Here is a 12849-nt window from a genome sequence, read left to right as displayed (position 1 = left end):
GTACCTGCCAAGCTTCGGCCCTATCTGAAGTATGTGCAAGTCGATTGGACTTATTTCACTTGGTGCCTCTCATGGGGTTGATCGCGCGACCTATGACGCGGCTAGAGCTACGCCTCCTCGTCGGGGACGGCGGCGGTGATGCGGTGCAGGGCGAACGTGTGCAGGGTTTCGGTGCGTTCGTCCTCGGCGCGCAGGTAGCCGGCGCTCAGGGACACCGGACGGACCAGGCGGGACAGGGTCGCGCCGTGGGAGTCGACGTAGCCGACCCACACGCGGGCCTTCTCGCGGACGGCCTGCTGGAGCACCGCCATCGCCTGCCCGTGCTGCTGCACCGAGGTCAAGCCCTGGACACCCTGCCCGTTCGCGGCGCGGACGCTGACCGGGGCGCGGCGGGCCGCGCGGGTGGCGATGTCGCCGCGGCGGATTTGTTCGACCACCCCGGCGAGGCGAGGACCGGTCAGCAGGGGAGGTCCGGCCTGTTCGGTGAGGCGAGAGGCCACCGACGTGCGGGACGGGGCGCGGCGCACCCTGGGCCGGGTGAGCACGGCGGCGCCGCCGGCGTCCTCGGCGACCGGGGCGAAGCCCGCGTCACGCAGGCCGCCGAGCAGCCGGGCCACCTGCAACGGGCTGACCAGAACGGTCGGTGCGATCTGGCGCAGGCCCAGGGGCCCCAGCCGGCGGTCGGCCATGACCTCGGCGATCAGGGCCTCGTCGTCGCTGCGCAGGTAGGACCCGGCCGAGCCGGCGCGCAGACCGCCGTGCTTGCGGGCGGCGTCGTCGATCATGTAGGTCAGCGTCTGGGGTACCGGGGTGCGCGAGCGGTGGCGGAAGAGCGCGTGCAGGTCGGACGCGGTGTAGCCGACGTCGAGAGCACGCCGCACGCTGGCCGCGGTCACCCGGAACACGCTCGCCCCGCCGGCCGACTCGGGCTCCGCGACCACGTCGAGCTCGGCCGCCAGCTCGGGCTCGGGCGGACCGGGCACCACCACCGACAGGTCGGCCTGCACGAGCACATGGTCGACCGGGGCGGGCAGCAGGGCGTCCAACGTGCGGACGGCGTCGCTCGGCGGCTCGGTCGCGCCCGGCCGCACGCCCAGCGGGTCGAGGTCACCGTCGTCGACATCTTCGAGCAACAGGCGACCGTACGACGTCACGGCGCCGAGCGCGGTCACGCCGAGCAAGGCGCCGCCCGAGAGAGCGTCGCGGTGGGCGGCTTCCCGCCCGCGGGAACGCCGCGGGGTCTGCCACGCGAGCAGGCCCAGCACCTCGTCGGGCTGCGGTGCCGTGCCCGGCTTGAGGTCGGCCAGCACGAGCAGCGCCTCGCGCCGGGCCTGCGGGGCACCGGCGCGTTCGGCGTCGGGGGCGAGCGCGTTGATCGGGCGGTCGCGGTCGTCGCGCTGACCGACCAGGCCCGGCTGCCGGGTCATGGCGAGCCAGGCGCGGGCCAGCGCCGTCCAGCGGTGGGCGCTGCTGAGGGCGCGCCAGAGGTCGTACGCCCCGGTGGGCAGGAAGATCTCGTCGGGGGCGCCGCCGGCCCGGCTCACGGTCACCGACCGCCCGGAACCGGCGACGTCGGACTCGCCGAGCAGACCGGCCGCGTGGGCCACCTCGAGCAGCAGGGCGGCACCCGCTTCGTCGAGGGCGGCCGCTTTGGCGAGGCGTTTGAGATCTCGTACGCCGAGACCGCCGGCCTTCAGTATCGGCGCGGGCTCGGCCGCGAGCGCCTCCAGCAGCGTCTCGGTGCTGCGGACGGCCTCCATCACCTGGCCGGCGCCGGCCGAGTCGACGGATTTCGGGTCGCGGGCGGCGCCGGCGGGGATGGGCGGGAACGGGCGCAGCGCCCCGAGCGGGCCGGTGTCGCGGCGCAGCAGCAGGCCCACCTCGCGCGGCAGCTCGACCAGCTCGCCGTCGGCCCGGGGAGCGCGGCCGGCCTCGCTGATCGGTACCAGCACGTGGTTGTCGACGAGCCAGCGCACCGGCTCGGCCACCGACTCGCGGCTCAGCGCGCCGATCGGCGGCCCCGCGGCCAGGCGGTCGAGCACCGCGCGGGCCCCGGGCGGGGCGGCCAGGACCGTACGCCGGAGCTTGGCCTTGTCGGCGCAGAGGGCCGCGGCCCGGGGGTCGAGGAAGTCGGCGGGCCGGCCCAGGCCGGCCGGGTAGGGCGAGGTGACCTCGTCGATCGCGCCGACCAGGTGGAGCGCGTCCTCGTTGCCGTGCAGCAGGAAACGCACCCGGAGGCGGTCGATTGCGATCCGGACGTCTTCGGGCTCGACATCACTGGCCAGCTCGAGGATCGCGGTGACCGAGGTCTGGGCGGTCTCGGGGGCGCGGCTCAGGCGGGCGGCGTCGAGGATGGCGAGGGTGAACTCGTCCAGGCCGTCGAGGCAGCGCGCGACCGAGCCGCGGGACTGCGCTCGCACGGCGAGGGCGGAGATGTCGGCGGGAACGGGCACGACGAGGTCAGGACGCAACTGGACGAGCGCGCTGAGCGCCTCGTCGGTGAGCGACCGCAGTTGATCGGCGAATGTGGTGGCCATCGTGTTCAACGCTAGCGACCGTGGGACGATATTGGAGAGCCCGGCTCGGCCGGGCGGAGATCTTCCGTAGGGACGCTGAAGGGAACATCCGTGGCCGCTGAGAACAAGTTGCCGGGTACCGACGTCGAGGGCGGCGTCCAGCGCCACACGCAGCCGGTCGACATGAGGGGACACGTGCACGTGTCCGAGATCGTCTCCGACCGCGCGGCGGCCCCGTCGCCGTTCGGCGATGACCAGACCTTCCCGCTGCCGGTGGAGCAACTGGTTTACATCCCGTCGACCCCCGCGTGAGCGATGCGGTCGGGTTCGACCTGGATATGACCTTGATCGACTCCCGGCCGGGCATCCGCGCCGCCTATCGGGCATTGACCGAGAAGACGGGTGTCCACGTCGACGCCGACCTCGCGGTCAGCCGGCTGGGACCGCCGCTGCGCACCGAACTGGCGCACTGGTTCCCGGCCGAGCGGATCGAGGAGGTCGTGACCACCTACCGCGCCCTCTACGAGCAGTACGCGATCACGCCGGCGGTGCCCCTGCTCGGGGCCGTCGAGGCGCTCGCGGCCGTCCGCGAGATGGGCCTGCGTGTTGTAGTTGTCACATCGAAACTGGGCCGGTTGGCCGAGATGCATCTCGACCACCTCGGCCTCGTCGCGGACGAGGTGGCCGGCGACCTCTTCGCCGAGGGCAAGGCGACCGCGCTGGTCGAGCACGGCGTCCGCTGGTACGTGGGAGATCACGTGGCCGACATGATCGCGGCGCGTACGGCCGGCGTCCCGGGCATCGGTGTGACCACCGGACCGTGCTCGGCCGACGAACTGCGGGCGGCCGGGGCGGCGTACGTCTTGGGGGATCTTCTGGGTCTGCCGGCGCTGCTGGGTGAGATTGCAGTTGGGTCCGGGCCCGCCGCTTAAGTAGCCTTGGGGTAAGCGGTTGTTTTCTTTGAGTGAAGCTGAGGTCAGCGGTGCCCACGGGTCGAGTGAAGTGGTACGACGCGGCGAAGGGATTCGGGTTCGTCACCAGCGATGAGGGCGGCGACGTGTTCCTGCCCAAGGGCGCGCTGCCGGCCGGGGTGGCCGAGTTGAAGACGGGTCAGCGGGTCGAGTTCGGCGTGGTGGACAGCCGTAAGGGCGCCCAGGCGATGGGCGTGAAGCTGATCGACGCGCCGCCCTCGCTCGCGGAGTTGCGGCGCCGTCCGGCCGAAGAGCTGCACAGCATGGTCGAAGACATGATCAAGGTGTTGGAGTCGCAGGTGCAGCCGGGGCTGAGCCACGGCCGCTACCCCGACAAGCGCGTCGCCCAGAAGATCGCGCAGCTCGTGCACGCCGTCGCGAAAGAGTTCGAGGTCTAGGCCAATGGCTTGACGGCCGGCGTGATACCCGCCGCCGCCGCACGCTGCAACAGGGCGTCGGCGGCGGCGAGTCCGTCTTTGCCCAGATCCAGGGTGAACTCGTTGACGTAGAGATCGATGTGCTGCTTCACCACGTCGGGCTCCATCTCCTGGGCGTTGGCCAGGATGAACTCGCGGCTCGCGTCGGGGTTGGCCCAGGCCATGCTCACCGAGTTACGGATCCACTCGGTCGCCTCGGCCGGGTCGACGACGCCCTTCCTGGCCAGGATCGCCCCGAGCGGGATCGGCAGGCCCGTGTCGGCCTCCCACCACTCGCCCAGATCGGCCAGGGCGGTCAGCCCGTAGCGCTGATAGGTGAAGCGCGCCTCGTGGATGACCAGCCCCGCGTCGAACTTGCCCTCGGCGACGCCGGGCATGATCTCGTGGAACGGCACGACCTCGACGCGGCCCGGGGCGCGACCCTCGGACCAGAGGCGGAACAGCAGGTACGCCGTGGTGCGGTCGCCGGGGACGGCGACCGTTTTGCCGGTGACGTCGAGGCCGGGCTCGCGGGCCAGCACCAGCGGGCCGCAGCCCCGCCCGAGCGCGCCCCCGGTGGGCAGCAGCTCGTAGTCGTCAAGCAGCCAGGGCAGCGCCGCGTAGCTCACCTTGACCAGGTCGAACTCGCCCCGCTCGGCCGCCGTGTTGGTCACGTCGACGTCGGCGAAGGTCAGGTTGACCTCGGGAGCACCGGGGATCAGCCCGTGCACGAGGGCGTGGAAGACGAACGTGTCGTTCGGGCAGGGGGAGACCGCGAGAGAAAGCGCCACGGCGTCCACGCTAGACGGATCAGCCGGGCCGGTGGTGTCACGACAGGTGTCTTTCGTCCCACACGGTGAAGTTATCCACAAGCTTTCCACAATGCGGCCGAAGCTGTGGACAACGCAGCGAAGGCCTCCTTCAGCCGCCAGGCCGCCCGGTCTCTCGGACCGATCGGATTCGAGACTGTGCGCAGCTCAGCGAAGGGAAGACCGGCGGCCGCCACGGCAACGCCGTAGCCCTCCATGGCCTCGGCGACTGCCTGTGGATAACGGGTGGACAGGCGCTCGGCGGTGGCGGCGGTGCCGGTCACGGTGGTGAGGGTGAGCACGTCGCCGGCGATCGCCCCGGGCAGCGCGGCGCGCAGCGATTCGAGAAGCCCGGGGTCGGCGTCGAGCACGCTGCTGCCGAAACCGAGCTCCTCGACGGGGAGGAAGCCGTCGGCGGTCTCGGCGCCCAGGTCGGCGGCGATGCTGCGGATGCCCAGCACTACGGCGCCGACCGGGGCGCGGCCGGGGAAGCCTCCGGCGATGCCGGCTGAGATGACGGCGCGGTATCGGCCCGTGGCCAACAGGCGGGCGGTGCCGGCGGCGGCCGCGGCGGGCCCGACACCGACCGGCTCGACCACCACGTGGTCAGGGTCGGCCCCGGCCCGAACAGCCTCCGCCTCAGCGGCTACCGCCGTGACCACCAGGAGAGGGAGCGTCATGGTGGAGATCTTCCTGAATCGCGGGTGAGACGGGCCGGCCGGGGGGTCAGCGGTCGTCGTCGTCAGAGGTGCTGCCGTTGCCGGGGCGGCCAGCGGAGGAGGGCCGATAGACGTGGAAGCCGGGCGGGGCGGGCATGGGCTCGGAGGGCGCTGCCTCGGCCTGAGCGGGCGGGGGCGGCGGCTCTGCGGCGCGGGGTGGCTCTGTGGCGCGGGGTGGCTCTGCGGCGCGCGGTGGCTCTGTGGCGCGCGGCCCGGACTCGGCCGGGGTCCGCTTGTTCTTGCGGCGGCCGAGCCATCCCCGCTTCTCGCCCGGGTCGATCTTGGTGGGCGGATCGCTGCGTAGATGATCACCGCGGGTGGGAGGAGTCCCGGCGCGCTCGCCGTTGGCCCGGTCGGACCGCGTGGAGTCTGTGCCGGCTCGGTCGACCCGGGTCGGGTCGGTTCCAGCGCCGTGCGCCCGGTCGGATCGGGCCGGATCGGCACCCCCGCCGGTGCCCCGGGTCTGGGCCGGTGGCGGGACGTTGTTGGGCCGCGCTTGAGTCGGCACGGTCGGTGCCTCCGGCCACGGGTCGGTCGGCTCGTGGGAGCTGGGGCCCCAGTCGTTGGCCGGTGCGCCGCGGCCGGGCCGGCCGTTGCCCGGTGCGTCGCGGCCGGCGCCCCAGAGGTCGCTCGGCGTGTTTCCGGCCGCTGCCCAGTGCTCGGGCGGCGCGCCGTGCGGGCCCGGCGGACGAGGACGTCCACGCCCGGCTGCCTCGGCTGCCGCGTGCGGACCGTCGGCTGCGGCGGCTGCGTTCCCGGTGGCGCCTCGTGCAGGGCCGCCGACGGTGGCTCCCGCGGGCTCGCGGTCGGGGACGTCGGAGTCGCCGGCCCGGCCGCTGAGGCGTTCATTGTGGAGGCGGGTGGCGACGTAGCCCGCGCGCACCGCGGCGAGCACGGCCAGCAGGGTGGCCAGGGCCACACCGAGACGGCCGGGGAGCGGGATGATGCCGATGCCGCCGCCGACCACCCAGGCGATCATGAGGACGGTCTCGGAGTGGGCGAAGGCGCTCGCGCGCAGACGCTCGGGCACCCTCTCCTGAATGCTGGCGTCGACCGCCAGCTTCGCGATGCCGCTGAAGACGGCCACCAGCAGCGCCATGATCGTGACCATCGCGAGGCTGTAGAAGAGCGTGGCGAGCACCCCCACGCCGGCCGTGACGGTCAGCCCGGCCGTCTGCAGGGCCAGCGGGCGGCGGATGCGCAGGCGGGTGCCCACGGCGGTGGACAGGAACGTGCCGACGACCAGCGCGCCGCCGACCAGTCCGACCGCGCCCTTGCGGCCGATGTCGTTGCCCAGGATCGTCGTGCCGAGCCCGTCGGCCATGATCACGAAGGCCAGGAAGAGCAGCATGAAGCCGTACAGCAGCCGCAGGCCGGCCGCGCCGACCAGGGTCGAGACCACGAGCTTGCCGGCGAGCGGCCGGTCGTCGCCGCGGGGCAGGCGCAGCATCGTGCGCCAGGGGCGCGGCACGGCCTCGGGCGGGTCGGAGTCGGCCCGTGGCGGCAGGCGTAGCGCCACGACCATGCCGACGATGAAGATGATCACCGCGACGCGCAGCGGCCACTGCGGGCCGAACTTGAAGGCGAGAAGGCCCACCGGCGCGACCACGGCACCGGCGAACGTGCCGTAGACGCTGGCCCGGGCGCCGACCTGGGACAGGCCAACCCCCTCGGGCAGCAGCCTGGGCACGGCGGCCGAGCGCGCCACCCCGTACGCCCGGGAAAATGCCAGGACGCCGAACGCGGCTGGATAGAGGCCCCAGTTGAACAGCTCTTCGGAGATCACATAGGCCAGGAAGGCCCGGCCGAGCATCGTGACCGCGAGCGCGTAGCGACGGCCGTGCCGGAAGTGGTCGAGCAGCGGGCCCACCACGGGCGCCAGCAGGGCGAACGGCACCATCGTGATGAGCAGGTAGAGCGCGACCTTGCTGCGCGCCTCGCCCAGCGGGACGTTGAAGAAGATCGTTCCGGCGAGCCCGATCGCGATCAGGACGTCACCGGCGCAGGAGAGGGCGTGCAGGTCGAAGAGCCGGATCATGCCCTGCTCGTTGGCGGCCCCCCTGGCCCGCGCGGAACCGACCCGGCGAGTCGCCCAGGCACCGCCGCGCACGGAACCGCGCACCAGCGCCCGGCCCGCCTTGACGCCGGTGCCGACGGTGCGTCCGAGAGAGGGAAGCAGCGGCATGGATCCCATCCTGACTGATCGGGGCGAGCGATGTCCCGTCCCGCCGCCGCCGGATCTGGGGGAGTCGTTGCAATACCTTCGCCCCGGTGGGGGACAATGACCACGTGACGACTCGGACCACCACGCGTGCAGCCCGCCTCGACCAGGTTTGTGCCGATGCGGTCGGGGTCGCACGTGGCGCGATCACCGATGTGGACCCGGCCGACATCGGCGACCATCTCGAGGCCATCGCCGAGGGCGATCGTCTCGTGACCCATCTCTTCGAGAGCCACCTCGCGGGCTACCGTGGCTGGCGCTGGGCCGTCACCGTGACCCGCGTCCCGCGTAGCCGGCACGTCACGGTCTGCGAGACCGTGTTGCTGCCCGGCCCCGACGCGCTGCTCGCCCCCGGCTGGGTGCCGTGGAACGAGCGCGTTCAGCCCGGCGACCTCGGCGTCGGCGACCTCATGCCGACCGCCCCCGACGACGATCGTCTCGCCCAGGGCTACGTGCTCAGCGACGACCCGGCCGTCGAAGAGGTGAGCTGGGAGCTGGGCCTCGGCCGCTCCCGCGTCATGTCGCGCGAGGGCCGCCTCGACACCGCCCAGCGGTGGTATGACGGCGAGTCCGGCCCCGAGGCCCCCATCTCGGTCGCCGCCCCGCGCAACGCCCGCTGCGGCACCTGCGGCTTCTATCTGGCCCTGGCCGGCTCCCTGCGCACGATGTTCGGCGTCTGCGGCAACCTCTACGCCCCCGACGACGGCCGCGCGGTCAGCGCCGACCACGGGTGCGGCGCCCACTCCGAGGCCCTGCTGGGCAGCTCCGAGCAGCCGGTCGAGGAACTGCCGACCGTCTTCGACGACAGCGAGGTCGAATCGGTCGCCGTGAGCCGGGGCCACGGCTCGGTGGAAGAGAGCGAACCGGCCGAGGAGTTCGGCCACAGCTGAGCGGCTGGAGTCGCTAGAGCTGAGACGTCACCTTGAACGACGGGTGCGTCAGCTGCCGGCGGCGTTTGCGGCCCCGGTCGTGCACGATCATCGTGATCAGGCCGGGGATGCCGACGAGGAAACCCGCGACGCAGATCTCGAGCCAGCGGTCGGGCCCGTCGGCCAGCCACACGATCAGAGCGGCGACGGCGAACAGGGCCAAGCCGCCCACGGCGAACGGGACCATGGGCGGGTCCAGCGGCTCGACCCGGGGCTTCTCACTCACCTGCACAGGATAGGTCCGCAGAGATCACGCGTGGGCTCCTGTGACGGGCCCGACACATCACGGTTTTGCGCAGGTCATCGATGACTGAGAATATCTCGGCGACGCCGAACCCGTGATCCGGAGGGCCCGCATGTCCACCGCTGTCGATACTCGTACGCCGAAGAACGGTTTTGATCGGTTCTTCGAGATCTCGGCCCGGGGCTCGACCGTGGGCCGCGAGGTTCGCGGTGGCCTGGCCACCTTCTTCACGATGGCCTACATCGTGGTGCTCAATCCGCTCATCCTCGGCAACGGGGTCGACGGCGACGGCGCTCAGCTCCCGCTGGCCGCGCTGGCTGCGGGCACCGCCCTGGTCGCCGGCGTGATGACGATCCTGATGGGCGTCGTGGCCCGTTTCCCGCTGGCGCTCGCCGCCGGCCTGGGCGTGAACGCGCTGGTCGCGTACGAGATCGCCCCTGAGATGACCTGGGCCGACGCGATGGGCCTGGTCGTGATCGAGGGCGTTCTGATCGCGATCCTCGTGCTCACCGGCCTGCGGGAGCTGGTCTTCCGCGCGGTGCCGACCCAGCTCAAGACGGCGATCGGCGTCGGCATCGGCCTGTTCCTGATGATCATCGGGCTGGTCGACGCCGGATTCGTGCGCCGGATCCCGGACGCCGCGGGCACCACCGTGCCGCTCGAGCTCGGTATCGGCGGCAGGCTGGCGACCTGGCCGACCGCGGTCTTCGCGATCGGGCTGCTCTTCACGCTGATCCTTTTCGTGCGCAAGGTGCGCGGCGCGATCCTGATCGGCATCGTCGGCACCACGGTGCTGGCGATCATCGTCGAGGCGATCGCGCACCCCAAGGGCTGGTCGCTCAACGTCCCGAAACTGCCCGAGAAGATCGTCAGTACGCCCGACCTGTCGCTGCTCGGCCACTTCAACGTGCTCGACTCGTGGTCGCGGGCCGGTTGGCTGGTCGTGGTGATGTTCATCTTCACGCTGCTGATCACCGACTTCTTCGACACGATGGGCACGATGGTCGCGGTCGGGCAGGAGGGTGGCCTGCTCGACGAGAAGGGCATGCCGCCGCGTACGCGGGAGATTCTGCTGGTCGACTCGGTGGCGGCGGCCGCGGGTGGCGCGGCGAGCGTCTCGAGCAACACGGCCTACATCGAGAGCGCGGCCGGCGTCGGTGAGGGCGCTCGCACGGGCGCCGCGAACCTCGTCACCGGCGGTCTCTTCCTGCTCGCGACGTTCCTCGCGCCGCTGGTCTCGGTGGTGCCGTTCGAGGCGGCGTCGACGGCTCTGGTCGTGGTCGGCTTCCTGATGATGACCGCGGTGCGGCAGATCGACTGGTCCGACTACACGCTCGCGGTGCCCGCCTTCCTGGCGATCACCCTGATGCCGTTCACCTATTCGATCTCCAACGGCATCGGCGCGGGCGTCATCTCGTACGTCGTTCTCAAGCTCGCCACCGGCCGCGCGCAAGAAGTTCATCCCATCCTGTACGGCGTGGCGGCGCTCTTCATCGTGTACTTCTTGCGCGGTCCGCTGGAGGCTTGGATTCTGTGACCGGTGACTGAGGTCATGCGCATATTCAATGTCGTTAGCCAGGCTCATTAGTTAGGCTAAGTATCGTGATGGAGTGGCCCGTGATGGCGGATCGAGGCACAGCGGACGAGCTGGCCAAGACCCTGCGCGAGTCGATTCAGCGGCTTAACCGGCGGGTCCGCCAGGCCCGACCGGTCGGTGATCTGACCTTCAGCCAGTTGTCGGTGCTCACGAGCTTGCAGTTGGCCGGGGCGTTGACCCCGCGCGAGCTCGCCGACATGGAACGCGTCCAGCCGCCGACGATGACCAAGATCATCGGCAAGCTGGAGGAGCGCGGGCTGATCGCGCGGACCCCGCACCCGACGGACGGCCGGCAGGTAATCCTGTCGGCCACCGAGCAGGGGCAGGCTGTCTACGCCCAGTTCGAGCTGGCGCGCAACGAGTGGCTGGCCACCCAGCTGGCCGCTCTGGCGCCGGGCGAACGCGAGACGCTGGCCCAAGCTTCGGAGATCTTGCAGAAGATCTCGCGCGCCTGAGGGGTTCGGCTACGCGGCGCTTCGTCACGTGACGATGACGCGTACGACCGAACAGGAGGCGCAGCCGCGTGCGGTCAGTGCTGAACACGACTTTCCGGTCCCTACAGGTTCGCAACTACCGGCTCTTCGCGACCGGGCAGCTGGTGAAGCTGGTGGGCGTGTGGATGATGTTCACCGCGCAGGACTGGTTGGTGCTCGACCTCTCCGGCGATTCGCCGGCCGCTCTCGGCGCGGTGGCGTCGCTGCAGTTCGTCCCCGTGCTGCTGCTCACCCTCTATGCCGGCAAGCTCGCCGACCGCTTCGACAAGCGGCGCCTGCTGGTGCTCTCCAACGCGGCCTTCGCCATCACCGCGATCGCCTTCGCCGTCCTGGTCGCCTCGGGCCACGCGCAGCTCTGGCACGTCTTCCTCTTCGCCGGCCTGCTCGGCATCGCGAACGCGGTCGAGACCCCGGTCCGGCAGGCGTTCGTGTCCGAACTGGTCGAACTGCCACTTCTGCCGAACGCCCTGGCCCTGTCGGCGGCCACCTTCAACACGGCCCGCATCGGCGGCCCGGCCCTGGCCGGCGTGGCCCTGGCCCTGTTCGACACCGGCCCGGTCTTCCTGATCGCGACCGTGCTGGCGATCGCCCCGATCTTCAGCTACAGCCGGATGCGCGCCACCGACCTGCGGCCCGCCGAGCGGCAGGCCAAGAAGGACGCCCGCATCGCCGACGGCCTGCGCTACGTCGGCCAGCGGTCCGACCTGGCGCTGCCGATCGCCCTGATGTTCGTGGTCGGCATGATCGGCTTCAACTTCCCGGTGACGCTGGCCGCCCTGGCAAAGATCAACTTCGGTGCCGGTCCGTCCTCGTTCGGCCTGCTCACCACGGCCCTGGCCGTCGGCGCGCTCGGCGGTGCCCTGGCCGGCAGCGCCCGGCGGGCCCGGCCCGGCGTCTACGTGGTGATCGGCGCCGCCCTCGCGTTCAGCGTGCTCGAGTTCGCGGTCGGCTTCGCCCCGAACTTCATCGTGGCGATGCTGGTGCTGGTGCCGACCGGGTTCTTCTCGATCTTCCTGGCCCAGGCGGCCAACCACCGCGTGCAGATGGGCGTCGACCCCGCCTTCCGGGGCCGGGTGATGGCGCTCTACGTGCTGGTGTTCCTCGGTACCACGCCGATCGGCGCCTCGCTGGCCGGCTGGTGGGGCCAGCACTACGGCATCGCGTCCAGCATCTCGGGCGCCGGGGTGGTCTGTTTCGTCGCCTCGATGGTCGCGCTCATCTGGCAACTTCGTACCAGCGGAGAGCGCTTGAGCATGACGTTCCGGCCCCGGCCCCGCCTCACTCTCGTCCCGCCTGTCGCATCTGTCGCCAAGATCCCGGAACGGGAGAATGCCGCCGCCTGACGGGTATTTGGCAGATAAAGGTATTCCGGATCGGGCATGTTTCGAATTAGCTTCAGAGCGTGGCCCTCGCGCACATGGCTGTGCTTACGGCGGTGCTCGTCCTTCCCCTGACCGTGCCCTACGCGGTTTCGGTGGTTCTGCGGAGAGACGAGCTCCGCCGCAGACGCGCGTGCCCTGCTCAGGCTCGTGCGCTGATGCGCCTCGAACAGACGATCTGCGACACCGACCCGGCGGTCGCCCTGGCCCGCCTGGCCCCGCCGCCGATCGAGTGGCTCGCCCGCGACCTGAGGCGCCTCCACCGGCAGCGGCGGGGCGGGGTGACGCTCGAGTCCGAGCAGTGGCAGGCCTCGGTGCTACGCGCCTACGACGAACGGCTCTGCCTGGCCTGCGAGTGCCTGGGGGTGTCGGAGAACCTGCGGCCCCTCGACGGCTTCGACCGCGAGATCGAGCGGGTGCGGGTCGAGGGGGCGCTGGAGGCCGCGGGTCTGCAGCTGCGCTGACCGGCGCGGTCGACTCGCCGGCCTCTGCGCGCGATCAGAGCCGCAATGCCAAGCCGGGCCCGCAGTGCCAAGCCGGGACGCAGTGCCAAG

Annotated in this window: 12 protein-coding genes and 1 pseudogene; 8 read left to right on the top strand and 5 right to left on the bottom strand. The window is 71.5% G+C overall.

What is annotated here, in order from left to right:
• Nucleotides 1-107: 107 nt before the first annotated feature.
• Nucleotides 108-2537, bottom strand: a complete 2430-nt coding sequence (locus tag EER30_RS10205; RefSeq protein ID WP_127500073.1) for a helicase-associated domain-containing protein — start codon at nucleotides 2535-2537, stop codon at nucleotides 108-110.
• Between the two features lie 90 nt (nucleotides 2538-2627).
• On the opposite strand from EER30_RS10205, the gene EER30_RS10200 reads away from it, so the two are divergent.
• The 3 genes from EER30_RS10200 to EER30_RS10190 are packed head-to-tail and all read left to right on the top strand — an operon-like array spanning nucleotide 2628 to nucleotide 3885.
• The gene (locus EER30_RS10200) at nucleotides 2628-2828 is read left to right on the top strand and encodes a hypothetical protein (RefSeq protein WP_127500072.1); all 201 of its coding nucleotides are present in this window, start codon (nucleotides 2628-2630) and stop codon (nucleotides 2826-2828) included.
• Nucleotides 2825-3448 carry an HAD family hydrolase gene (locus EER30_RS10195; RefSeq protein ID WP_432417525.1) on the top strand — a complete coding sequence of 208 codons (624 nt, stop codon included), beginning with the start codon at nucleotides 2825-2827 and terminating at the stop codon, nucleotides 3446-3448. The genes EER30_RS10200 and EER30_RS10195 overlap by 4 nt, the downstream gene beginning before the upstream one ends.
• 50 nt (nucleotides 3449-3498) lie before the next feature.
• Nucleotides 3499-3885, top strand: a complete 387-nt coding sequence (locus EER30_RS10190) for a cold-shock protein (protein ID WP_127500071.1) — start codon at nucleotides 3499-3501, stop codon at nucleotides 3883-3885.
• On the opposite strand, the gene EER30_RS10185 is transcribed toward EER30_RS10190, so the two are convergent.
• From EER30_RS10185 to EER30_RS49675, 3 genes and pseudogenes are all read right to left on the bottom strand, one after another.
• Nucleotides 3882-4694 carry a 1,4-dihydroxy-6-naphtoate synthase gene (locus tag EER30_RS10185; RefSeq protein ID WP_127500070.1) on the bottom strand — a complete coding sequence of 271 codons (813 nt, stop codon included), beginning with the start codon at nucleotides 4692-4694 and terminating at the stop codon, nucleotides 3882-3884. The genes EER30_RS10190 and EER30_RS10185 overlap by 4 nt on opposite strands.
• Nucleotides 4695-4765: 71 nt before the next feature.
• Nucleotides 4766-5392, bottom strand: a complete 627-nt coding sequence (locus EER30_RS10180) for a futalosine hydrolase (RefSeq protein ID WP_127500069.1) — start codon at nucleotides 5390-5392, stop codon at nucleotides 4766-4768.
• Nucleotides 5393-6104: 712 nt separating this feature from the next.
• Nucleotides 6105-7625 (bottom strand): annotated as a pseudogene (locus EER30_RS49675) (MFS transporter); the annotation flags it as partial.
• A 77-nt stretch (nucleotides 7626-7702) separates the two neighbouring features.
• Here EER30_RS49675 and EER30_RS10170 point away from each other — a divergent pair.
• Nucleotides 7703-8542: a DUF3027 domain-containing protein gene (locus EER30_RS10170; RefSeq protein WP_127500067.1), complete on the top strand. Its 840-nt coding sequence runs from the start codon at nucleotides 7703-7705 to the stop codon at nucleotides 8540-8542.
• Between the two features lie 13 nt (nucleotides 8543-8555).
• Here the strand turns inward: EER30_RS10170 and EER30_RS10165 are convergent, their stop codons facing one another.
• On the bottom strand, nucleotides 8556-8768 hold the full coding sequence (locus EER30_RS10165; protein WP_432417528.1) for a DUF2530 domain-containing protein: 213 nt from the start codon (nucleotides 8766-8768) through the stop codon (nucleotides 8556-8558).
• A 169-nt stretch (nucleotides 8769-8937) separates the two neighbouring features.
• Between EER30_RS10165 and EER30_RS10160 the strand changes: the two genes are divergently transcribed.
• From EER30_RS10160 to EER30_RS10145, 4 genes are all read left to right on the top strand, one after another.
• Nucleotides 8938-10362, top strand: a complete 1425-nt coding sequence (locus EER30_RS10160; RefSeq protein ID WP_127500065.1) for an NCS2 family permease — start codon at nucleotides 8938-8940, stop codon at nucleotides 10360-10362.
• A gap of 68 nt (nucleotides 10363-10430) precedes the next feature.
• The gene (locus EER30_RS10155) at nucleotides 10431-10877 is read left to right on the top strand and encodes a MarR family winged helix-turn-helix transcriptional regulator (protein WP_127500273.1); all 447 of its coding nucleotides are present in this window, start codon (nucleotides 10431-10433) and stop codon (nucleotides 10875-10877) included.
• 68 nt (nucleotides 10878-10945) lie between these two features.
• Nucleotides 10946-12259 (top strand): MFS transporter, encoded by a 1314-nt coding sequence (locus tag EER30_RS10150; protein WP_127500064.1) that lies wholly within the window; start codon nucleotides 10946-10948, stop codon nucleotides 12257-12259.
• Between the two features lie 74 nt (nucleotides 12260-12333).
• Nucleotides 12334-12759: a hypothetical protein gene (locus EER30_RS10145; protein ID WP_127500063.1), complete on the top strand. Its 426-nt coding sequence runs from the start codon at nucleotides 12334-12336 to the stop codon at nucleotides 12757-12759.
• Nucleotides 12760-12849 lie beyond the last annotated feature (90 nt).

This window comes from Actinoplanes solisilvae, from assembly GCF_003999975.1.
In the GTDB taxonomy this organism is placed as follows: domain Bacteria; phylum Actinomycetota; class Actinomycetes; order Mycobacteriales; family Micromonosporaceae; genus Actinoplanes; species Actinoplanes solisilvae.
Note: the sequence above shows the minus strand (reverse complement) of the source record. Positions and strands in the feature narration are given on the sequence as shown.

Coding starts and splice junctions, on each gene's coding strand:
- EER30_RS10205 (WP_127500073.1), bottom strand. CDS start 2,537: ATGGCCACCACATTCGCCGATCAACTGCGGTCGCTCACCGACGAGGCG.
- EER30_RS10180 (WP_127500069.1), bottom strand. CDS start 5,392: ATGACGCTCCCTCTCCTGGTGGTCACGGCGGTAGCCGCTGAGGCGGAG.
- EER30_RS10165 (WP_432417528.1), bottom strand. CDS start 8,768: ATGGTCCCGTTCGCCGTGGGCGGCTTGGCCCTGTTCGCCGTCGCCGCT.
- EER30_RS10160 (WP_127500065.1), top strand. CDS start 8,938: ATGTCCACCGCTGTCGATACTCGTACGCCGAAGAACGGTTTTGATCGG.
- EER30_RS10155 (WP_127500273.1), top strand. CDS start 10,431: ATGGAGTGGCCCGTGATGGCGGATCGAGGCACAGCGGACGAGCTGGCC.
- EER30_RS10145 (WP_127500063.1), top strand. CDS start 12,334: ATGGCTGTGCTTACGGCGGTGCTCGTCCTTCCCCTGACCGTGCCCTAC.